Annotated in this window: 17 protein-coding genes; 12 read left to right on the top strand and 5 right to left on the bottom strand. The window is 70.0% G+C overall.

Going from position 1 to position 21,185, the window contains the following annotated elements; all coding sequences use genetic code 11:
- Positions 1-436: 436 nt before the first annotated feature.
- The 7 genes from KIH73_RS03500 to KIH73_RS03470 all read left to right on the top strand — a co-directional run bounded on the left by KIH73_RS03500 (position 437) and on the right by KIH73_RS03470 (position 8,803).
- The gene (locus KIH73_RS03500) at positions 437-1,426 is read left to right on the top strand and encodes a zinc-binding dehydrogenase (protein ID WP_219080583.1); all 990 of its coding nucleotides are present in this window, start codon (positions 437-439) and stop codon (positions 1,424-1,426) included.
- 589 nt (positions 1,427-2,015) lie between these two features.
- The gene (gene purE / locus KIH73_RS03495; protein ID WP_219080581.1) at positions 2,016-2,513 is read left to right on the top strand and encodes a 5-(carboxyamino)imidazole ribonucleotide mutase; all 498 of its coding nucleotides are present in this window, start codon (positions 2,016-2,018) and stop codon (positions 2,511-2,513) included.
- A complete protein-coding gene (gene purK / locus KIH73_RS03490) occupies positions 2,497-3,666 on the top strand; it encodes a 5-(carboxyamino)imidazole ribonucleotide synthase (RefSeq protein ID WP_219080579.1) in 1,170 nt (389 codons plus the stop codon). Before purE ends, purK begins: the two co-directional genes overlap by 17 nt.
- Positions 3,667-3,751: 85 nt before the next feature.
- Positions 3,752-4,147 carry a Fur family transcriptional regulator gene (locus KIH73_RS03485; RefSeq protein ID WP_420830214.1) on the top strand — a complete coding sequence of 132 codons (396 nt, stop codon included), beginning with the start codon at positions 3,752-3,754 and terminating at the stop codon, positions 4,145-4,147.
- A 213-nt stretch (positions 4,148-4,360) separates the two neighbouring features.
- The gene (locus tag KIH73_RS03480) at positions 4,361-6,427 is read left to right on the top strand and encodes an LTA synthase family protein (protein ID WP_219080577.1); all 2,067 of its coding nucleotides are present in this window, start codon (positions 4,361-4,363) and stop codon (positions 6,425-6,427) included.
- Positions 6,428-6,540: 113 nt separating this feature from the next.
- Complete coding sequence (locus KIH73_RS03475; RefSeq protein WP_219080575.1) at positions 6,541-7,377, top strand: SDR family oxidoreductase; 837 nt, start codon at positions 6,541-6,543, stop codon at positions 7,375-7,377.
- A gap of 25 nt (positions 7,378-7,402) precedes the next feature.
- Complete coding sequence (locus KIH73_RS03470; protein WP_219080573.1) at positions 7,403-8,803, top strand: aldehyde dehydrogenase family protein; 1,401 nt, start codon at positions 7,403-7,405, stop codon at positions 8,801-8,803.
- 123 nt (positions 8,804-8,926) lie between these two features.
- Here KIH73_RS03470 and purD read toward each other — a convergent pair whose 3' ends face one another.
- The 4 genes from purD to KIH73_RS03450 all read right to left on the bottom strand — a co-directional run bounded on the left by purD (position 8,927) and on the right by KIH73_RS03450 (position 14,353).
- On the bottom strand, positions 8,927-10,207 hold the full coding sequence (gene purD, locus KIH73_RS03465) for a phosphoribosylamine--glycine ligase (RefSeq protein WP_219080571.1): 1,281 nt from the start codon (positions 10,205-10,207) through the stop codon (positions 8,927-8,929).
- A 43-nt stretch (positions 10,208-10,250) separates the two neighbouring features.
- The gene (gene purM / locus KIH73_RS03460) at positions 10,251-11,285 is read right to left on the bottom strand and encodes a phosphoribosylformylglycinamidine cyclo-ligase (RefSeq protein WP_219080569.1); all 1,035 of its coding nucleotides are present in this window, start codon (positions 11,283-11,285) and stop codon (positions 10,251-10,253) included.
- A gap of 72 nt (positions 11,286-11,357) precedes the next feature.
- Positions 11,358-12,893 carry an amidophosphoribosyltransferase gene (purF, locus tag KIH73_RS03455; protein ID WP_219080567.1) on the bottom strand — a complete coding sequence of 512 codons (1,536 nt, stop codon included), beginning with the start codon at positions 12,891-12,893 and terminating at the stop codon, positions 11,358-11,360.
- Positions 12,894-13,051: 158 nt separating this feature from the next.
- Positions 13,052-14,353, bottom strand: a complete 1,302-nt coding sequence (locus KIH73_RS03450; RefSeq protein ID WP_420830215.1) for an amidohydrolase family protein — start codon at positions 14,351-14,353, stop codon at positions 13,052-13,054.
- Positions 14,354-14,500: 147 nt separating this feature from the next.
- Between KIH73_RS03450 and KIH73_RS03445 the strand changes: the two genes are divergently transcribed.
- From KIH73_RS03445 to KIH73_RS03425, 5 genes are all read left to right on the top strand, one after another.
- Positions 14,501-16,117: a PucR family transcriptional regulator gene (locus KIH73_RS03445; RefSeq protein ID WP_219080563.1), complete on the top strand. Its 1,617-nt coding sequence runs from the start codon at positions 14,501-14,503 to the stop codon at positions 16,115-16,117.
- Positions 16,118-16,328: 211 nt separating this feature from the next.
- Positions 16,329-17,627: an MFS transporter gene (locus KIH73_RS03440; RefSeq protein WP_219080660.1), complete on the top strand. Its 1,299-nt coding sequence runs from the start codon at positions 16,329-16,331 to the stop codon at positions 17,625-17,627.
- Between the two features lie 66 nt (positions 17,628-17,693).
- A complete protein-coding gene (locus tag KIH73_RS03435; protein WP_219080658.1) occupies positions 17,694-18,434 on the top strand; it encodes a creatininase in 741 nt (246 codons plus the stop codon).
- A 295-nt stretch (positions 18,435-18,729) separates the two neighbouring features.
- Positions 18,730-20,331, top strand: a complete 1,602-nt coding sequence (locus KIH73_RS03430; RefSeq protein ID WP_219080561.1) for a Y-family DNA polymerase — start codon at positions 18,730-18,732, stop codon at positions 20,329-20,331.
- 36 nt (positions 20,332-20,367) lie between these two features.
- Positions 20,368-20,598: a hypothetical protein gene (locus KIH73_RS03425; protein ID WP_219080559.1), complete on the top strand. Its 231-nt coding sequence runs from the start codon at positions 20,368-20,370 to the stop codon at positions 20,596-20,598.
- 13 nt (positions 20,599-20,611) lie between these two features.
- On the opposite strand, the gene KIH73_RS03420 is transcribed toward KIH73_RS03425, so the two are convergent.
- Positions 20,612-21,091, bottom strand: coding sequence for a flavodoxin (locus KIH73_RS03420; RefSeq protein WP_219080557.1), 480 nt, complete (start codon positions 21,089-21,091; stop codon positions 20,612-20,614).
- Positions 21,092-21,185: the final 94 nt, after the last annotated feature.

The following is a 21,185-nucleotide window of genomic DNA, read 5'->3' as shown; positions in this document are numbered from 1 at the left end:
ATCTCGCGCCCATCCTCCCTCCCCGCGGTTTTTCGCCGCATCCCCCCGCGCACAATGTGCAGTTTCTCACGCTGAGGCCAAGAAAAAGGCCACTCAGCGTGAGAAACTGCACATTGTGCGCGGGAGGAGAGGATGGGGGCGAAACCGGCGGTCGGGCATCATTTTCTCTGCGCACATCTTCGCCGGCGCATCGGGCGCTGCGGGCTTCCTTGGGATTGCGGTATTCAGTTGGGCGGTTGCTTCGGCCGCAGTCATCCGCGCGGCATCCGGTCGCCCACCCCGCGCACAATGTGCATTGAGGGGCGATGCTGCGGACGGCGCATCATGCGGGCGGATGCCGCTTTTCCCCGCGCACAATGTGCACGGGGTACGGGACCGCTCGGCGCTGCCGCCCGACCGACCCCCGGATGAGCCGTTACCAAGCGAAGGAGTGCCAATGAAGGCCGCATACGCAGCAGGAACCAACCGCGATGACCCCCTGTCGGTGCTGAAGGTCGGCGACATGCCCGAGCCGGAACCCCGCCCGTACTGGTCCACGGTGTCCGTCGCGTCCGTGACGGTGAACCACCATGACGTGTGGAGCCTGCAGGGCGTCGGCCTGTCCGCCGAACAGACGCCGATGATCCTCGGGACCGACGCCGCCGGCGTGCTCGACGAGGACATCCCCGGCAGACACGGGCTCAAGGCCGGCAGCGAGGTCGTGCTGTACACGTTCGTCGGCACGGACGGCGCCGGCGTGATGCCGGGCGAGCGCCGCTCGATCCTGTCCGAGCGCTACCCGGGCACGATGGCGGAGAAGGTCGCGGTGCCGAGCGCGAACGTGTTCGCCAAGCCGGCGAACCTGAGCATGGACGAGGCCGCGGCCCTCGGCACGAGCTGGCTGACCGCCTACTCCCTGGTGTTCGCGTCCGCGAACGTCAGGCCCGGCGACACGATCCTGGTGCAGGGCGCCGGCGGCGGCGTGTCCACCGCCGCGATCCAGCTGGCCCATGCGGCGGGGCTGGAGGTGTTCGTCACCTCCCGGTCTGAGGGCAAGCGCGCCAGGGCGCTGGCGCTCGGCGCCGACGCGGCGTTCGAGCCCGGCGCGCGGCTGCCGCGCAAGGTCGACGCGGTCATCGAATCGGTCGGCGCGGCGACGTGGGGCCATTCGGTCAGGTCGGTGCGCCCGGGCGGCACGATCGCCGTGTGCGGCGCGACCACCGGTGACCAGCCGGGCGCCGAACTGACCCGCGTGTTCTTCCAGGACATCCGCGTGCAGGGTGTCACGATGGGCACGCGCGAGGACTTCGGCCGCCTGCTGCGTTTCGTCGAGCATGCCGACCTGCATCCGACGATCGACGCCGTCTATGCGCTGGACGAGGCGCCGGCCGCCTTCGCCCGCATGGTCGCCGGCGACGTGTTCGGCAAGCTGGTGCTGCGCGTGTGAGTCCGGAGGCCTTCTATCTGCACTAGCTGTAGTGGATTTGGGGGTCTGCAGACACCTATCTGCATTACGCGAGGCAGCCTTTCCCGAAGACCTGGAGTATCGATGGCGGAATTCCGCGCCCGCTACCCGGGGTGGGGCGTCCAGGCTGCCTCACGTAGCGCAATTGGGTGTCCGCAGACCCCCAAATCGTCTACAGATAACCAAGAAACCCCGTCAGCGGCCTCTCCGAGACCGGCCGCCGGATGCCCGCGAGAGGTCGGCTCCCGTTCCGACGGGCGGATTCGGCGTCGCCGACGCGACTCCGCGTGGGCGCCGGGCATGCCTTGCGCGGGTGCCGCCTGCCCAGACGCCGCCGTGGCGCACATTGTGCGGCCGGCGCGCCGCCCACGCGGACGCCGCACGTCGATATTCCGGCGGCGCATCGGAGCCGAAGCCGGACGCCGCTCGCATTGGGCGCCGCGGTCCCGCCCGGTCGCCGGACACCGGCCCGGACGGCTGCAACCATGCGGGTTGACGCAACCCGACGGTAGAGTGGGAACGTATCCGACGCCGCCCATGCGCGGCACGGCTTCGATTTCGGGAGGTTTCTATGGCAGACAACACGCCGCAGGTCGCGGTCATCATGGGCTCGGCGAGCGATTGGGCGACGATGCAGCACGCATGCGAGATGCTCGACCAGTTCGGGGTCCCCTACATCAAGCAGGTGATCTCCGCGCACCGCACGCCCGAGCTCATGGCCGAGTTCGCGCACAACGCCCGCGCCAACGGCCTCAAGGTCATCATCGCCGGCGCCGGCGGGGCCGCCCACCTGCCCGGCATGGTCGCGGCCCAGACCACGCTGCCGGTGATCGGCGTGCCGGTCCAGTCGCGCGCGCTCTCCGGCTGGGATTCGCTGCTGTCGATCGTGCAGATGCCCGGCGGCATCCCCGTGGCCACGACGGCCATCGGCAACTCCGGCGCGACGAACGCCGGCCTGCTCGCCGTGAGCATCCTGTCGACCACCGACCAGGCGCTGGCCGACAAGCTGCAGGCGTACCGCGACGGACTCAAGCAGAAGGTGGCCGAATCCAATGCCCAGCTTGTGTGACGAGACCCGCGGCGCGGTGTCGCGCCTGATGCCCGGATCGACGATCGGCATCGTCGGCGGTGGCCAGCTCGGCCGCATGATGGCGCTGTCCGCCAAGTACATGGGCTTCCGCGTCGGCGTGCTCGACCCGACCCCTAATTGCCCGACCGCGCAGGTCGGCGACTTCCAGATCGTGGCCGACTACGACGACAAGGCCGCGATCCGCGAGCTCGCCGCCAAAAGCGACGTGCTCACCTACGAATTCGAGAACGTGGACGCCGACGCCCTCGACGAGGTGCGCGGCGTCGGCGAGGGCCGGTGCGCGGTGCCGCAGGGCACCGACCTGCTGCGCGTCACGCAGAACCGCATCGCGGAGAAGAGCTTCGTCAACCGCCACGGCATCGAGACCGCGCCGTGGCGCGCGGTGGGCAATCGGGCCGAACTCGACGCGGCGCTGTCCGAGCTCGGCTACCCGGCCGTGCTCAAGACCTGCGAGGGCGGCTATGACGGCCACGGGCAGATCGTGCTGCGCTCCGCCGACGACCTCGCGGCCGTCTGGCCGGACGACGACTTCCCGCAGGCCATCCTCGAGGGGTTCGTGGACTTCGCGTTCGAGGCCTCGATCCTGGTGTCCGGCGACGGCGAGCACTACGTGACGTTCCCGATCGTGCGCAACGTGCACCGCAACAACATCCTGCACATGACCATCGCGCCCGCCGAGGTGCCGGACGAGGTCGCGGCCCGGGCCCACGAGCTGGCGCTCACGCTCGCCGGCGGCTTCCGGCTCGCCGGCACGCTGGCCATCGAGCTGTTCGTCACCCGTGACGGCCGCGTGCTGGTCAACGAGCTGGCGCCGCGCCCGCACAACTCCGGCCACTACACGATCGAGGCGTGCTCGATCGACCAGTTCGACGCGCACATCCGCGGCATCGCCGGCTGGCCGCTGCCGCAGCCCCGGCTGCTCAGCCCCGCGGTGATGGTCAACGTGCTCGGCCAGCACGTGGCCCCGACGCGCGCGCTGATCGGCGGGCATCCCGAATGGAACGTGCACGACTACGGCAAGGCCCAGGTCAAGCACGACCGTAAAATGGGGCACATCACCGTGCTCGCCGACGACACCGACGCGGCGGCGCGGGCATTGGAGGCCACCGGCTGCTGGGACGACCTGAGGTAGCCGCCGGCCGCGAACATGGTCCCGCCGTCGGCGCCGGCACGCGGCACATCGCCGCGGACGTCCGGCGCCGGCGACGGGACGCCGTATGAGGAGGGGACAGGACATGGCCGAGCGGCAGACCCGACAGAAGGACGCGATCCGCGAGGCGCTGCGCCGCTGCGACGAGTTCATCTCGGCGCAGGACCTGCACCGGCTGCTGGAGGAGCACGGCATGCACATCGGCCTGGCCACGGTCTACCGCCAGCTCAACGCGCTCGCCGATTCCGGGCAGGCGGACACGATCCGCCTCGACGGCCAGCAGCTGTTCCGCCTGTGCGGCGACGACGGGCACCACCACCATCTGGTCTGCGTGCGCTGCGGCAGGACGGTGGAGATCGAGCCGCCGAGCGAGTCGTGGCTGCGCGGCGTGGCGGACGCGCACGGCTTCACCGTCCAGTCGCACACGGTCGAGGTGTTCGGCCTGTGCCCGGACTGCCGGTAGCCGGCATCGGCCGCGCGGGCCGGTCGGCCGATGCCGGCTCAGGGAAAAATCAGGGCATGCAAGGGGGCATGGCCGCGCGACCGGCTATTATCTTGGTGTTTTGGCAACAATCGTAAAGAAAGACGGGGCCGACGGGGCCCTTCCCAGCATGGTCGCGCACAATGGTGACCGTATGCGTGAGGAAAGGACGCCGCGCGGCAGATGAAGTGCACTATGAGCGAATCGACTGAAGGGAACGTGATCGAGGAATTGAGCATCACACGGACACCCCAATCCAAGGCAAAGCAACGCAGGCCGTTCCCCGGATGGCTGTACGCCCTGCTGTTCGTCGTGTTCGACTTCGCGGCGGTGGCCATCCTGCAGTGGGGCGTGACGATGGACAGCACGCGCATCGAGCTGTCCAGCCCGCTGGTCGGCCTGGGCGACATGATCGCCAAGATGTTCACACACGCCAACTTCGTGCTGATCCTCAACATGCTGCTGGTGGGCATCGTCTACCTCATCGTGCTGATGGCGTGCAACCGCTTCTGGGTGGCCACGCCGGTGGTGCTCGCGCTCGCGCTGATCATCTCGGTGATCGAGCACTTCAAGGTCGGCATCCGGTACGAGGCCATCCTGCCCTCGGACCTGAGCTTCCTGGGGTCGAACACCGGCAACCTGATGAGCTTCATGCCCGCCGGGTGGCAGTGGGCCGTCCTCGGCGCGGTCGCGGTGTTCGCCGTGTTCGTCGCGCTGTTCGTGGTCCTCGACCGCATCGACGGCCGCCACGGCCGGATGATCCGCACCGCCAACCCGGCGATGAACGCGATCGTCCGCCTGCTGCTGATCCTGTGCCCGGGCATGCTGTTCGGCCTGTACGCCATGCAGGTGGGCACCGTCGGCTCGTGGGCCAACGCCGTCTCGTCCGCGCTCGGCGACACCCCGTCGATGTGGGATTCGGTGTACGACGCGCAGCGCAACGGTCCGGTCGTCGCGTTCGTGCGCCAGCTCAACCCCAAGGTCATGGACGAGCCGGAGGACTACAGCGAGGAGACGATGCAGGAGGTCGCCGCGCGCTACCGGCAGGCGGCCGACGCCATCAACGAGACCCGTTCCGAGTACCTGGACGAGAGCACGGTGGTGTTCGTGCTCTCCGAATCGTTCTCCGACCCCTCGCGCGTGCCCGGCCTCGAGCTCAACCAGGACGCGATGCCGAACGTCCGCGAGATCAAGGAGAACACGACCAGCGGCCTGATGCTGTCCTCCGGCTACGGCGGCGGCACGGCGAATCTCGAGTACATGGGGCTGAGCGGCATGAGCATGGCGAACTTCGACTCGTCGCTGACCAGCCCGTACCAGCAGCTCGTGCCGAGCCAGCACTGGACCCCGACCGTCAACCAGATGTGGGGCGCGGCCGAGAACTCGATCGGCTTCCACCCGTACGAGCCGTCGATGTACTCGCGCGCGACGAACTACGAGAAGTTCGGGTTCTCGCACTTCTACACGCTGGAGGGCGAGGATATCATCGCCCACCAGGACACGATCGACGATTCGCCGTACGTGTCCGACGAGGCGACCTATCGCAGCGCCCTGGAGGAGATCGAGTCCACCGACGCGAACCAGTTCATCCAGATCATCACGATGCAGAACCACATGCCGTACAACGACTGGTACCGGGACAACGACTTCACGGTGGAGAGCACCGACCCCTCCCAGCCGCTGGGCGAGGACGAGACCGAGTCGATCGAGACGTACGCCAAGGGCGTCTCGATCAGCGACGAGGCCACCAAGGACTTCCTCGACGAGCTCGACCAGCTGGACAAGCCGGTCACCGTCGTCTTCTACGGCGACCACCTGCCCGGCATCTACTCGACCGCCAGCGAGGACGACGACAACTCGCTCGCGCTGCACCTGACCGACTATTTCATCTGGTCGAACCAGGCGTCCGCGGGCAGCGGCGCGAAGAACGACGACAGCGACTACACGTCGCCGAACTTCTTCATCGCCCAGGCCGCGGAGCACATGAACGCCAAGGTCTCGCCGTTCCTCGCGTTCCTCACGCAGATGCACGAGCACGTCTCGGCGATGGAGCCGCCGGTCGTCAACAACATCCAGGGCTGGGACCGCATCCCCGAGGGCCAGTCGATCTACCTGGACGCCGACGGCGACCCGATGGCGGAGAGCGACATGGACGAGCAGACCCGGCAGCTGCTGGAGGACTACCTGCTCATCCAGTACGACGTCACCGCCGGCTCCAACTACCTCAGGGACACCGGGTTCATGGACGCGCCAACGCGGTAGAAAGCCGCCGGAACACGCCGTTCCGCGCTACGATGGATGGCAGGGATGATGCCGACCGGCATGCCGGTCGGCATCGTTGCATTTCCTTCGATTCGTCTGGCAAAGGAGCTGACATGAAACCTCATCAGTATTATGAAGGCGCCAGCGTGGTGGTCACCGGCGCCGGTTCCGGCATCGGCCGCCTGATGGCGCTGCGCATCGTGGAGGAGGGCGGCTCCGTCGCCGTCTGGGACATCGACGCCGAGGCCGCGCGCACGACCGCGGACATGGCCAACGCTCAGGTCGGCGCCGACCCGGCCCATCCCAGGGCCGTCGCCTTCACCGTCGACGTCACCGACAGCACGGCGGTGCGGCAGACCGCGGCCGACACCGTCGCCGCGCTCGGCAAGGTCAACGTGCTCATCAACAACGCCGGCGTGGTCTCCGGCGCGCCGTTCGAGGAACTCACCGAACGGCAGATCCGGCGCACCTTCGAGGTGAACGTGCTCAGCCTGTTCTGGACCACCAAGGCGTTCCTGCCGGAGCTCAAACGCCAGCGCCGCGCCGCGGTCGTCACCGTCGCTTCGGCGGCCGGCATCGTGGCCGTGGCCCGGCAGACCGACTACGCGGCCAGCAAGTTCGCCGCCGTCGGCTTCACCAACTCGCTGCGCGCCGAGCTCAAGAAGGCCGGCTCGCACATCCGCACGCTCGTCGTGTGCCCGTACTACATCGACACCGGCATGTTCGAGGGCGTGACGACCAAGTTCCCGCTGCTGCTGCCCATCCTCAAGGAGGAGAAGGTCACCGACCGGATCGTCGAGGCCGTCGCCAAGGGGCGCGAGCGGCTCATCATGCCGCCGTTCGCGGCCGTCGCCGGACTGGTGGCCGCGCTGCCGCCGAAGATCGCCGACCCGATCTACGGCGTCTTCGGCCTGAACGAGGGCATGGACCACTTCACGGGCCGCCGCTGACGGCCGTCATGGAAGGGAGGACGACATGACCCACGAGGTAGTCGGCCGGCTGCGGGAGACCTTCGAGGCCGGCGTCACCAAGCCGCTGTCGTGGCGGCGCGGGCAGCTCAACGCGCTGCGGCGCATGCTCGTCGAGAACCGCCAGGCCATCGTCGACGCGGTGGCCGCGGACCTGGGCAAGCCGGCGGCCGAGACGCTGCTCATGGAGATCGACCTGGTGCTCAACGAGGCGAGGTTCGTCCGCCGGCGCATGCGCCTGTGGTCGGCCCGCCACCCCAAGCCGATGCACTGGCTGCTGCAGCCGGCGTTCGGCTGGACGATCAACGAGCCGAAGGGCGTGGTGCTCATCATCTCGCCGTGGAACTATCCGGTGCTGCTCTCGCTCGAGCCGATGGTCGACGCGATCGCCGCCGGCAACGCGATCTGCCTGAAGCCCTCCGAGCTCTCGCCGCACATCTCGCAGCTGACCGCCGAGCTGATCGAGCGGTACATGGACACCAGCGCCATCGCCGTGGTGCAGGGCGGCCCCCAGGAGACGACCGACCTGCTGGCCGAGCGGTTCGACCACATCTTCTACACCGGCGGCGGGCGCGTGGGCCGCATCGTGATGAAGGCCGCCTCCGAGCACCTGACGCCGGTCACGCTGGAGCTGGGCGGCAAGTCACCGTGCTACGTCGACGGCACCGTGAACCTGGCGACCGCGGCGCGGCGCATCGCCTGGGGCAAGTTCACCAACGCCGGGCAGACCTGCGTGGCGCCCGACTACGTGCTGGCCACGCCCGACATCGCGCAGGTGCTCGCCGAACGCATCGCCGTGGCCGTCGGCGAGTTCTACGGCGAGGAGCCGCAGGCCTCGCGCAGCTTCGCCCGCATCATCAACGAGCGGCATTTCGACCGGCTCTCCCGGCTGCTGCCGCAGGAGGGCGACGGCGACGACCCGGCCGGGCAGATCGTGTGCGGCGGTCGCACCGACCGCGACGACCGGTACATCGCGCCCACCGTGCTGTTCGGCACCTCGCCCGACGCCCCGGTGATGGGCGAGGAGATCTTCGGCCCGATCCTGCCGATCCTCGTGGTCGACGACGCGGCCGCGGCGGTCGGCTTCATCAACGAACGCAGCCGCCCGCTGGCCGCCTACGTGTTCTCGCGCGACCGCAGGACCCGCGCGATGTTCGAGCGCGACGTCAACGCCGGCGCGCTCGGCTACTCGCTGCCGCTGGGCCACCTGATCTCCAGCCGGCTGCCGTTCGGCGGCACCGGCGAATCGGGCATGGGCGCCTACCACGGCAAGGAGGGCTTCCGCATCTTCAGCCACAAGAAGACGGTGGTCAGCAAGCCGATGTTCCCGGACACGCTGTGGTTCGTCTACCCGCCGTTCAACGACTTCCGGCAGTTTCTGATCAAGGTGATCGGCAGGCTCGGATAGCGGACCCGGGCGGACTGGGGCTCATACGGCAGTGAGCCCGAACCGGAATACTTCGGTTCGGGCCCACTGCCGTATGCCGTGCCCGGCGTGCCCATGCGGAAGAACCGCCGGGCCTCCGCGCCGCTACTCCTGCGCCGCGGCCTCGGCCAGCGCCTTCGCACCGATGTCGTGGCGGTAGAACATGCCGGTGGTGTCGAGCGCGTCGACGATGCCGTACACCTTCTCCTGCGCGGCCCTGATGTCGTCGGCCGTGGCCTGCACGAGCAGCACGCGGCCGGAGGAGGCCATCAGCCCGCCGTGCTCGGCGGCGGACACGCCCGCGTAGTAGACGTGGCTGTCGCCGTCGACCGGGATTTCGGGCACCGCGGCGCCCTTGACGACGTTGCCGGGGTAGCCGTCGGAGGCGAGCACGACGCCGAGCGTGGCGCGCTCCTCGTCCCAGGCGAACTCCGGCTCGCCGCCGTTGAGGATCGCGTCGATGGCGGCGCCGAGGTCGCTGGTGAGCTTGGGCAGCACGACCTCGGTCTCCGGGTCGCCGAAGCGCGCGTTGAACTCGATGACCTTCGGGCCGTCCGCGGTGGCGATGAGCCCGGCGTACAGGATGCCGGTGAACGGCGTGCCCTCGGCGGCCATCGCCTCGACGGTCGGGCGCACGATCGTCTCGATCGCGGCGTCGACCACGTCGCGGCCGATCTGCGGCACCGGGCTGTAGGCGCCCATGCCGCCGGTGTTCGGGCCCATGTCGCCGTCGTAGGCGCGCTTGTGGTCCTGAGAGATCGGCATCGGCCAGAAGTCGGTGCCGTTGACGAAGCTCATCAGCGAGAACTCCTGGCCCTCCAGGAAGTCCTCGATCACGACCTTGGCGCCGGCCGAGCCGAAGCGGTGGTCGACGAAGATGTCCTCCAGCGCCTCGAGCGCGGTCGCCTCGTCCATCGCCACGGTGACGCCCTTGCCGGCGGCCAGGCCGTCGGCCTTGATGACGATCGGCGCGCCGTGCTCGCGCACGTAGGCCTGCGCCGGGTCGAGCTCGTCGAACGTGCGGTACTGCGCGGTGGGGATGCCGTGGCGCGCCATCAGGCGCTTGGCGAAGTCCTTCGAGCCCTCGATCTGCGCGGCCGCCCTGCTCGGGCCGAAGGCCTTGATGCCGGCCTCGGCGAAGGCGTCGACGATGCCTTCGATCAGCGGGACCTCGGGGCCGACGAACACCCAGTCGTACCCGTTGTTCTTCACGAAATCGATCATCGCCGCATGGTTCGACGGGTCGATCCTGGTGGTGCGGATGCCGTCGAGCTCCATGCCGGGGTTGCCGGGGGCCACGGTGACCTCCTCGACGCTGCCGCCGCGCATCAGCGCATGGGCGATCGCATGCTCGCGGGCGCCCGATCCGATGACCAGAACCTTCATTGCTACCTCCTGGATTGTTGCGTTCCGCTGGACGGGACCGTGATCAGACGAACTCGACGTCGTCGGACGCCTTGGCGATGACGGAGCCGATGCGGTAGGCGGGCTCGCCGTGCTCGGCCAGCATGGCCACCGTCTCGTCGGCGCGCGCGGCGTCGACGGCGAGCACCATGCCCAGGCCCATGTTGAAGATGTTGAACATCTCCATGTGGTCGACCTGTCCGGCGCGCTCGATCACGTCGAAGATCGGCAGCGCCGGCCAGGAGCCGAGGTCGATGCGCACGGCCAGGCCGTCGGGGATCATGCGCGGGATGTTCTCGATGAACCCGCCGCCGGTGATGTGCGCGACGCCCTTGACCACGCCGGCCCGGAACAGCGGGCGCAGGGCCTTGACGTAGATGCGGGTCGGGGTCAGCAGCGTCTCGCCGAGCGTCGCGCCGCCCAGCTCGTCGAGCGTGTCGTCGACGCCGTAGCCGGCCTGCTCGAACAGCGCCTTGCGCACCAGCGAGAAGCCGTTGGAGTGCACGCCCGAGGAGGGCAGGCCGATCAGCGCGTCGCCCTCGGCGATGCCGGAGCCGTCGACGATGGCCGAGCGCTCCGCCACGCCGACCGCGAAGCCGGCCAGGTCGTACTCGTCCTCGTCGTACATGCCGGGCATCTCCGCGGTCTCGCCGCCGATCAGGCCGGCGCCGGCCTGGACGCAGCCGTCGGCCACGCCGGCGACGACCTGCTCCAGCAGGGCCGGGTCGTTCTTGCCGCAGGCGATGTAGTCGAGGAAGAACAGCGGCTCGGCGCCCTGGGCGGCGATGTCGTTGACGCACATCGCCACGCAGTCCACGCCGATCGTGTCGTGCCGGTTCGCCATCTTGGCGACGACCAGCTTGGTGCCGACGCCGTCGGTGCCGGAGATCAGCACCGGCTCGCGGTAGCCGAGCGAGGCGAGGTCGAACAGGCCGCCGAACCCGCCGATGCCGCCGACGACGCCCGGTCGGCTCGTGCGCGCCACATGCGACTTGATGCGCTTGACGACCTCGTAGCCGGCCTCAACGCTGACTCCTGCATTCTCATAGGCTTTGGGCATGATTTCCCTTTCTTGGATCTCCGGCCTCGCCGGCTTGCTGCGATGGGTTCGTTGGGTTCGTCGGCTGCGGCGTCAGTCCTGCGGTGGCCATTCGCCGGGCTTGAGCCCCTGCTGGCAGGAGAACTCGTTGCCCTCGTAGTCGCTGTCGTCGAGCGCGAACTTGGGGATGCGCACGCGGTCCTCGGCGCTGAGCGAGGCGAGGAAGTCCCGCTCGTAGTCGTCGAGCGCGGTGGGGTAGTCGCCGTTGAAGTAGGCGACGCACAGGCCGCCGTACGGCGCGTCGGCGTTCAGCCCGATCGACTCGATCAGGCCGTCGAGGCTGAGGAAGGCCAGCGAGTCGGCGCCGATGAACCCGCGGATCTCCTCGACGGACTTGCGGGCGGCGATCAGCTCCTTGGTCGTGGAGATGTCGATGCCGTAGAAGCAGGGGTACTTCAGCGGCGGCGAGGAGATGCGCATGTGCACCTCGGAGGCGCCGGCCTCGCGCAGCAGCTGGACCAGGCGGCGCGACGTGGTGCCGCGGACGATCGAGTCGTCGACGACGATGACGCGCTTGCCCTTGACGACGCCGCGGACGGCGGCGAGCTTCATGCGCACGCCCTGCTCGCGCAGCTCCTGCGTCGGCTGGATGAACGTGCGGGCGACGTACTGGTTCTTGATCAGGCCCATCTCGTTGGGCAGCCCGGCGGCCTCGGAGTAGCCGGAGGCGGCCGACAGCGAGGAGTTCGGCACGGCGACGACCATGTCGGCGTCGACGGGGGACTCCTGCGCCAGGCGCGCGCCCATGCGCTTGCGCGCGGAGTGCACGTTGACGCCGTAGATGTTGGAGTCGGGGCGGGCGAAGTAGATGAACTCCATCGAGCAGATCGCCAGCTGCGTCTGGTCGGTGTAGGTGTCGATGCGGTAGCCGTGGTCGTCGACGACCACGATCTCGCCGGGGCGGATGTCGCGGATCAGCTCGGCGCCGACGATGTCGAGCGCGCAGGTCTCCGAGGCGAGCACGTAGGCGCCGTTGGTCATGCGTCCCAGCGACAGCGGGCGGAAGCCGTTGCGGTCGAGCGCGCCGATCATCGCGTTCTCGGTCATCAGCAGGTAGGCGAAGCCGCCGTGGACGGTGTTGAGCGCCTCCTTGAGCCTGTCCATGAACGTGGGCTGCTCGGAGCGGCGGATCAGGTGCATGAGCACCTCGGTGTCGGAGTTCGAGCGGAAGATCGCGCCCTGGGACTCGAGCTCGCGCCGCAGCGTCAGGCAGTTGGTCAGGTTGCCGTTGTGGGCCAGCGCCATGTCGCCGCCCTCGGAGAAGCGGAAGATGAACGGCTGGATGTTGTCGGTGGACCCGGAGCCGGCGGTGGCGTAGCGGACGTGGCCGATCGCGCGGTCGCCCTTGAGCCGTGTGATCTCCCGTTCGTCGGAGAAGACCTGGGTGAGCAGTCCCAGACCGCGGTGCCCGATGAGGCGGCCGTGGTCGTTGGAGACGATGCCGGCGCCCTCCTGGCCGCGGTGCTGCAGGGCGTGCAGGCCGAAGTACGTGAGCCTGGCCGCGTCCGGATGCCCCCAGACGCCAAAGATGCCGCATTCCTCGTGGATGTCTTCAAGTTCGGCGGACAAGCCTGATGCCTCCTTGTCGGCGTGGAGCGTTACAGAACAACGATAGCAATCAAGGGCTACATCCCGGGCCGTGGCGTGCCCCGCGCGGGGTCCCCGGCGAATCGGACGAGGGGGAGCCGCGCGGTCCCGACCCGTGCGGCTCCCCCGTGCGGCGCGTCCTACGCGAGCGTGAGCGGAGCGACGTCGGAGCGCACCGTGGTCGTGGCGGTGAACAGCGTCCGGCCGGCGCGCACCGATCGGATCACGTCGGCCCGCCGGTACACGGCGTCGAACGGGCCGTCGGCGTCGAGCACGATGAAGTTCGCCGGCCGCCCCTCGGCGATGCCGTAGCCGTCGCCCAGCCGCATCGTGGTCGCGCCGTTGACGGTGGCGAACCGCAGCGCGTCGTCCAGCTCGGCGAAGCTCATCATCTGCGACAGATGCAGCAGATAGTCGAGGATGATCATCATGTTGCCGTTGCCGAGCGGATACCACGGGTCCTGCATCGAGTCCTGGCCCAGCGAGACGTTGACGCCGTTGTCGGAGAGCTCCTTGACCCGGGTGATGCCGCGGCGCTTGGGGTAGGTGTCCTGCCGGCCCTGCAGGTACAGGTTCTCGGTCGGCGCGCACGCGAAGTTGATCCGCGCGGCCCTGAGCAGCTTGGTCAGGTGGAAGAAGTAGCTGTCGTCCGCCGAGCCGAGCGAGCAGGTGTGGCTCGCCGTGGTCAGCTCGCCGATGCCCTCGCGGTGAGCGAGCGCGGCGAGCAGCTCGACGAACCGCGAGTTCGGATCGTCGGTCTCGTCGCAGTGCACGTCGATGAGCCGGCCGTATTTCACGGCGAGGTCGACCACGGTGTGCATCGAGCGTTCGCCGAACTCCCGGCACATCTCGTAGTGCGGGATGCCGCCCACGCAGTCGGCGCCCATGCGCAGCCCCTCCTCGACCAGGTCGGCGCCGGACTCGCCCGACGGGCCGCGGTAGGAGTACATGCCCTCCTGCGGGAACGAGACGATCTGGATGGTCACCAGGTCGCGCAGCTCCTCGCGCAGCTCCAGCAGCGCCCTGAGGGAGACGAGCCTCGGGTCGGTCACGTCCGCGTGGGTGCGGATGAACTGCACGCCGTGGCGCAGCTCCATCGCCACCGCCCGCCTGGCGCGCTCCTTGACCTCCTCGACGCTCAGGTCGGACTTCGTCTCGCTCCAGCGCCGGATGCCCTCGAACAGCGTGCCGGACTCGTTCGTCGCGCCCGGCTTGCGGGCCGTGAACACGTAGTCCAGGTGCAGGTGCGTGTCGCAGAACGGCGGGCACACCAGCCGCCCGCCGAGGTCCACCGTCTCCACGCCGGCGAGGTCCATCCCCTGCGCTGGCAGTGCCTCCGACAGGCGCTCGCCGATGCGGGCGAACGCGCCGTCCTCCACGAGCAGGTCCAGCGTGCGGCCCGTGCCGTCGACGCGCGCGTTGGTGAATAGCGTCCTCATGATCGTTCCTTTCTGCATGTCGCCGCCCGTAACCGGCAGCACAACGTCCCGTAATGTGCGCTGGCTAGTATCGGCGCCGAGATTTGCGGCCGCGTAACGCGCGGGTGAGCCGCGCGGCGGCGGAAATGGACGATGTGTATGACGGTGACGATGCGCGATGTGTTGCGGGACGAGGTGCTGCGTAGGGCCGAGCCCGTGGTGGAGGCGGGCCGCGACGGGCTGGGCCGCACGGTGCGGTGGGCCTACACGAACGAGCGGTACGACGTCGCCTCGTTCCTGTCGGGCGGCGAGCTGCTGATCATCGAGGGCAGCGCGCTACTGGCGCATATGACCGACGCCGAGATCGTCCGGTACGTCGACGCGCTGGCCGACGCCCGGGCCGGCGGCGTCGTCATCGAGCTGGTGCAGGGCGTCCGCCGGGTGCCCGAGGCCATGCGCCGCCGCGCCGACGAACGCGCGCTGCCGGTCGTCGGCCTGTACGCCAGGCAGCCGTTCGTCGACCTGTGCCAGTCGATCAACACGGCGATCGTGCGCGAGCGGCTGACCTACCGCTCCCATGTGGACGTTCTGTCCAGCGACCTGCGCCGCGCGCTGGCCGGCGCGGCGACGCCCCGGGACGTCGTCGCCGCGCTGTCCGACCTGCTGGGCGAGGGCGCGACGATGGTCGCGGCGGACGGCACCCCGCTGGCCTCGTCGGGTCCGGTCGCCGGCCAGTCCGATTCCGCTTCGCCGGAGGGCGGCGATGGGACGGTGACGATGGCGGTGGAGCGCAACGGCAACCCGCTGGCCAGCATCGAGCTGACGCAGCGCCTCCGGCTGTTCGACGCCGAGTCGCTCGCGGCGGTGCGCCGGTGCGTGGAGGCGTGCGTGCCCCGCGTGGTGCGGGCGGACGTCGGCGTCGCCATGGTCGCCCGGCTGCTGCGCGGGCCCGGCGACGGGGTGTGCGCCGCCGACGCCGAGGCCCGGGACGCGGCGACGATGCTGAGGGCGGTCGGGGTGGCCGAGGGCGCCGCCGTCATGCCGTTCGCCGTGGCGTTGCGTACGCTGCGCGACTGCGCCGGCGTCGTCGCCTCGCTGCGGGAGTGCGCGCGGGGGATCGGGGCCGTGTCGCTGGCGCTGCGCGGCGGCGCCGTCATGGGGCTGCTGGCGTCGCGGGCGGAAGGCGGCGCGACCGTCGCGGGCGATGCGGGGCATGCGGGCGGTGCGGCGGGTGCGGGCGGCATGGACGGTGAAGCCTGCGCGGACGGCGCGGACGGGATCGGCGCGGCCGGCGCCGGCGCCGTGTTCGAGTCCCTGTGCCGCCGCCGGCTCGCCGACGTGGCGCGTCGCCACGGCGTCTGGGTCGTGGCCGGGCAGGCCGCCCCCGATGCGAGGGCGCTGGTGAACGCCGCCGGCATGGTCGACTGGGCGCTGCGCTCCGCCGACGCGCGGCCGGGGTCCGTGACGCGCGCGGCCGCGCTGGCGCTGACGCGGTTCGCGGCCTGCGACTCGATGCCCGAGGCCTGCGCGATGCTGTGCCCGCTGATGCTGCCCGGCGGCGTGCTCGGGGATCCGTCGCTGACGGCCACGCTGGCGGCGTGCTTCGACGTCGCCGACAACAAGACCGAGGCGTGCGCCCGGCTCGGCATCCGCCGGCAGACGCTGTACAACCGGCTGGACAAAGTGAGCCGGCTGACGCTGACGGCCCGCGACGACGTCGAGGTGTGGCCGCTGATGCTGTTCGCGGCGAAACTCGCCCTGGCCCGCGGCCGCACGCCCCCGCAGTGAGCGATGTGCACAATGTCCAGTCGCCGCCGCGCCGCCCGTAACCGTCGGTTCATGGCCGCGTAAACCGGACGGCGGATAGTTCGTCGCAGCTGTACCGAGCAGCGCCGGGTCCGCCCGGTGGAATGGAAAGGTGTGTCCGATGAGCTACGAAATGCAATTGCCCGCCAGGGTGCGCGCCGCGGGCGGCGGCCCCGTCAGCGAGGAGCGGTCGATGGTCCGCAAGGTGGCCGCGTCGTCGTTCCTGGGGAACTTCATCGAATGGTTCGACTACGCGTCGTACTCGTACTTCGCCACGACGATCGCCCAGGTGTTCTTCCCGTCCTCCGACCGGACCGTGGCCCTGATGCAGACCTTCGGCGTGTTCGCGCTGTCGTTCGTGCTGCGCCCGGTCGGGGCGCTGTTCTGGGGCGACTACGGCGACAGGAAGGGCCGCAAGGGCGCGCTGTCGGTGTCGATCGTCCTGATGTCCGGCGCCTCGTTCCTGATCGGCTGCCTGCCCCCGTACGCGGCCGTCGGCCTGGCCGCGCCGGCCCTGCTGCTGCTCCTGCGCATGGTGCAGAGCTTCTCGGCGTCCGGCGAGTACGCGGGCGCGGCGACGTTCCTCGGCGAGTACGCGCCCGCCTCACGGCGCGGCTTCTACTGCTCGCTGATCCCGGCCTCGACCGCGATCGGCCTGCTGGCCGGCTCCACGATCGCCAGCGTGATGAGCGCGAACCTGGGCGAGGCCGCGCTGGTCGGCTGGGGATGGCGCATCCCCTTCCTGCTGGCCGGGCCGCTCGGCCTGATCGTGCACTACATCCGCACCAACCTGGCGGATTCGCCCGTGTACGAGCGCATGACCAAGGCGCTGGAGGCCAAGGGCGGCGCGGCGGCCGGCGATTCGCGGGCGAAGGCCTCGTCGCCGCTGCGCACGCTGTTCCGATACCACGCCAAGGAGCTCGTCATCAGCTTCGGCGCCAGCATGCTCAACGCCGTCGGCTTCTACACGGTGCTGACCTACCTGCCCACCTACCTGTCGGAGACCGTGGGCATGGAGGCGAGCCGGTCCTCGGCCATCACGTCCGTGTGCCTGGTGCTGTACGTGCTGCTGGTCTTCGCCATGGGGCGCGTCTCCGACGCCTTCGGGCGCAGGAAGGTGCTGATCGGCGCCTGCGTGGCGTTCATCGCGCTGACGGTGCCGGCGTTCGTGATCCTGAACACCGGGCTGTTCTGGCCGGTGCTGCTGGTCGAGCTCGCGCTGTGCGCGGCGCTGACCGCCAACGACGGCACGCTGTCGAGCTACCTGACCGAGACGTTCCCGACCGGCGTGCGGTTCACGGGGTTCGCGGTCAGCTTCAACCTGGCCAACGCGGTGTTCGGCGGCACCGCGCCGTTCATCGCCACATGGCTGATCTGGGCGACGGGCTCGGCCATGGCCCCGGCGTGGTACATGGTCGCGGTCGCCGCGGTCGCGCTGGTCGCGATGATCTGCTCGCACGAGCACTCCGACAGGGAACTGGCCGACATCTAGCCCCGGTGTCGCGACGACGGGGGCTGTTCGGAAACGAAAGGAACGGATATGACGGATTGCTATCGCATGGACGAGATGACCTGGCCCGAGTTCGCGGCCCGGCGCGACCGGCCGGTGATCGTGCCGGTGGGCTCGACCGAGCAGCACAGCCGGCACCTGCCGATGTGCGTGGACGCGCTGCTGGCCGACCGGCTGGCGGCCGACCTCGCCGCGGCGGTGGACGGCACGGTGATGCCGGTCATGGCCTACGGGTACAAGTCGAAGCCGCTGTCCGGCGGCGGGCCGCTGTTCCCGGGGACGATCGACATGAACGGGGCCACGGTCGTCGCGCAGATGCACGACGTGCTGCGTGAGATCATCGACGACGGGTTCACGAAGATCGTGGTGATGAACGCGCATTTCGAGAACGAGGCGTTCGTCGTGGAGGCGATCGACCTGGTCACCCGGGAGACCGGCGGCGCGGCCACCATCGTCGAGACGAACTGGTGGGACCCGCTGCCGCAGGACGTGGTCGACCGCGTGTTCGACGGTCTGGCGTTCCCCGGATGGGCCCTGGAGCACGCCGCGGTCACCGAGACCTCGCTGATGCTGCACTACGCGCCCGAGCTGGTGCACATGGACCGCGTGGTCTACGAGGAGGCGGTCGAGGCCCGGCCGTACGTGCGCTACCCGGTGCGCGACGGCGACGTGCCGGCCTACGGCGGCCTGGCCGACCCGCGCGGGTCGAGCGCCGAGCGCGGCCGGATCATCGCCGAGGCCTGCGTGGCCGAGGTGGCCCGCATCTGCGAACGGGAGTTCGCCGGCTGACGGACGTCCCGCGCCGGATGCCGGGCGGCGGATCGGGCCCGTGCAGGGGGCCGGACCGGCGGGGCCGCGGCCCGGGGCGGCGTCCCGGCCTTCCGTGGAGCCCCGTGTCCGGCGGTCGCCCGCAATCCCCGCGGGATGTCTGCGGGTTCGGCAATGTGCGCCGTGCGCCTCGGATCGCCGGGACGCACGGCGTTTGCGTCGCCGTCCGCCGGGCGTGACGCGCGGTTCGTACATATGTTCGAATCGTCTGCTATGCTGTATCGCACGGCGGCCGCCCTCTCGGCGTCGCCGGCGGATGCATCGGAACGGCGGAAAGGGGGTCGCGGTGGAAGGGAGGGCATGCATCGCGGTCGACCTCAAGTCGTTCTACGCCTCGGTGGAGTGCGTCGAGCGCGGGCTCGACCCGCTGACCACGCATCTGGTCGTGGCCGACGAGTCGCGCACGGACAAGACGATCTGCCTGGCCGTCTCCCCGTCGCTCAAGGCGTACGGGCTGCCGGGGCGGTGCCGGCTGTTCGAGGCGCGTCAGAGGCTGCGCGAGGTCAACGCGGAGCGGTTGCCGCGGGCCCCCGGCCGGCGGTTCTCGGGGCGTTCCTCGGACGCCGGCGCGCTGGCGTCCGATCCGGGGCTCGAGGCCGGCATGGTGGTAGCCAAGCCGCGCATGTCGCACTACCTGCGGCAGAGCGCGCGCATCTACGAGATCTACCTGCGGTACGCCGCCGCGGAGGACATCCACGTGTACTCCGTCGACGAGGTGTTCCTGGACGCCACGCGGTACCTGCGGGCGCGCGGCATGACCCCGCGCGAGATGGCGGCGGCGATCGTGCGCGACATCTACCGCGGCACCGGCATCACCGCCACCGCGGGCATCGGCACGAACCTGTACCTGGCCAAGGTCGCGATGGACATCGTGGCCAAGCACATCCCCGCCGATCGGGACGGCGTGCGCGTCGCGCAGCTCGACGAGATGTCGTACCGGCGGATGCTGTGGGGGCACCGTCCGCTCACCGACTTCTGGCGGGTCGGCCGCGGCTACGCCTCCAGGCTCGAGGCCCAGGGGCTGATGACGATGGGCGACATCGCCCGCTGCTCGCTGGGCGGGCCGCGGGACTACTACAACGAGGATTTGCTGTACCGGATGTTCGGCGTCAACGCCGAGCTGCTCATCGACCACGCCTGGGGGTGGGAGCCCTGCACGATCGCCGACATCAAGGCGTACCGGCCCGAGGGGCACAGCATCAGCTCGGGGCAGGTGCTCTCCGGCGCGACGCCCTGGGCGACCGCGCGACTGATCACGCGCGAGATGGCGGATGCGCTCGCCCTGGAACTGGTCGAGCAGGGGCTGGTCGCCGGGCGCGTGGCGCTGGGCGTCGGGTACGACGCGGGCAGTCTGGATCCGTCGCGCACCGATTGCGGGCCGCTGCCGCCGCAGCAGCGGGCGGCGCGCGAGCGGGCGGCGCGGCGCTACGCCGGACCGGTCGCCGCCGACCGTTACGGGAGGCGGGTGCCCAAGCCCGTCAGCGGTTCGCAGTCGCTGGGCGCGCCGACGGATTCGGCGTCGCGGATCCGCGGGGCGATGGCGGAGCTGTTCGACCGGCTGGTGGATCCCGATCTGCTGGTCCGACGCATCACCGTGGTGGCGGACGACCTTGCGCCGGCCGGGGCGAGGCCGCAGGCCCCGCGCTACGAGCAGCCCGACCTGTTCGCCGACGCCGAGGGGGAGGCGCGCGCCCGCGAGGCGACGGAGCGCGCGGACCGCCGCGACCACGAGGTGCAGCGCGCCGTGCTCGACATCAAACGCAAGTTCGGGCGGAACGCCGTGATCAAGGGGATGGATCTCGAACAGGGCGCCACCGGCATCGCGCGCAACGCGCAGATCGGAGGCCACGCCGCATGATCCGTCGTTTCGCCCGTCCATTGAAGGGAGGCGCCCATGCCGCTTGAGCCGACGCACCGGTACGACGACATCATCGACCTGCCGCACCACCGCTCGCGCAGGCATCCGCCGATGTCGCGGCTGAACCGGGCCGCGCAGTTCATGCCGTTCGCGGCGCTCACCGGCTACGAGGCCATCATCGCCGAGACCGCCAGCCGCAACGAGGCGCGGGTCGAGGCCGCCAACACGCCGGTCGACGGCCTCGACGAGGGGTGGGTCGCCGCCTAGCGGCCCGTCGGGGTCACAGGCCGAGGCCCCTGACCCACCGGGCCAGGCCCGCCTCGCTGTCGCGCGGGGTCAGCCGCCGGCCCGCCTTCCAGTTTGTGTCGGGCGAGCAGCATCGGTGCAGGTGCTCGCCGTCCGCGCCGCGGACGCTCGTCGACGAGGTCGCGAAGGTCACCACGGTTTTGCCGGAGAAGTCCTGCCCCTCCAGGAAGGTGCGGATGATGTTCGGCGCCTGCTCCCACCACAGCGGGTAGCCGACGAACACCGCGTCGTAGCCGGAGACGTCCGGCGCGTCGGCGATCTGCGGGCGGATCGAGGGGTCCTCGTGCTCGCGCACGCAGCGGCTCGCGTGGTCGGTCCAGTTCAGGTCGGCCGCCGTATACGGCTGCGCCGGAACCAGTTCCGCGATATCCGCCCCGGCCGCTTTGGCCAGATGCTCGGCCACCGTGCGGGTCGTGCCCGAAGCCGTAAAATACGTTACCAACATCGTGCTCATCGCCAATCGTCCTTTCATATGATCGCGCCGCTGACCTGCCAACGGGCGAAGTCTTGCACCCGCCGACGTATCGCCGCATGCGCCGGGTTCTCCG

Origin of the sequence: Bifidobacterium phasiani, assembly GCF_019331775.1 — a bacterium.
GTDB classification, from domain to species: Bacteria; Actinomycetota; Actinomycetes; order Actinomycetales; family Bifidobacteriaceae; genus Bifidobacterium; species Bifidobacterium phasiani.
The sequence above is the reverse complement of the archived record's forward strand: the minus strand, read 5'-3'. Positions and strand labels throughout refer to the sequence as shown.

Excerpts from the sequence above, each read along its gene's own strand:
- KIH73_RS03500 (WP_219080583.1), top strand. The coding sequence starts at position 437 with ATGAAGGCCGCATACGCAGCAGGAACCAACCGCGATGACCCCCTGTCG.
- purE (WP_219080581.1), top strand. The coding sequence starts at position 2,016 with ATGGCAGACAACACGCCGCAGGTCGCGGTCATCATGGGCTCGGCGAGC.
- purK (WP_219080579.1), top strand. The coding sequence starts at position 2,497 with ATGCCCAGCTTGTGTGACGAGACCCGCGGCGCGGTGTCGCGCCTGATG.
- KIH73_RS03485 (WP_420830214.1), top strand. The coding sequence starts at position 3,752 with ATGAGGAGGGGACAGGACATGGCCGAGCGGCAGACCCGACAGAAGGAC.
- KIH73_RS03480 (WP_219080577.1), top strand. The coding sequence starts at position 4,361 with ATGAGCGAATCGACTGAAGGGAACGTGATCGAGGAATTGAGCATCACA.
- KIH73_RS03475 (WP_219080575.1), top strand. The coding sequence starts at position 6,541 with ATGAAACCTCATCAGTATTATGAAGGCGCCAGCGTGGTGGTCACCGGC.
- KIH73_RS03470 (WP_219080573.1), top strand. The coding sequence starts at position 7,403 with ATGACCCACGAGGTAGTCGGCCGGCTGCGGGAGACCTTCGAGGCCGGC.
- purD (WP_219080571.1), bottom strand. The coding sequence starts at position 10,207 with ATGAAGGTTCTGGTCATCGGATCGGGCGCCCGCGAGCATGCGATCGCC.
- purM (WP_219080569.1), bottom strand. The coding sequence starts at position 11,285 with ATGCCCAAAGCCTATGAGAATGCAGGAGTCAGCGTTGAGGCCGGCTAC.
- KIH73_RS03445 (WP_219080563.1), top strand. The coding sequence starts at position 14,501 with ATGCGCGATGTGTTGCGGGACGAGGTGCTGCGTAGGGCCGAGCCCGTG.
- KIH73_RS03440 (WP_219080660.1), top strand. The coding sequence starts at position 16,329 with ATGGTCCGCAAGGTGGCCGCGTCGTCGTTCCTGGGGAACTTCATCGAA.
- KIH73_RS03435 (WP_219080658.1), top strand. The coding sequence starts at position 17,694 with ATGGACGAGATGACCTGGCCCGAGTTCGCGGCCCGGCGCGACCGGCCG.
- KIH73_RS03430 (WP_219080561.1), top strand. The coding sequence starts at position 18,730 with ATGCATCGGAACGGCGGAAAGGGGGTCGCGGTGGAAGGGAGGGCATGC.
- KIH73_RS03425 (WP_219080559.1), top strand. The coding sequence starts at position 20,368 with ATGCCGCTTGAGCCGACGCACCGGTACGACGACATCATCGACCTGCCG.
- KIH73_RS03420 (WP_219080557.1), bottom strand. The coding sequence starts at position 21,091 with ATGAGCACGATGTTGGTAACGTATTTTACGGCTTCGGGCACGACCCGC.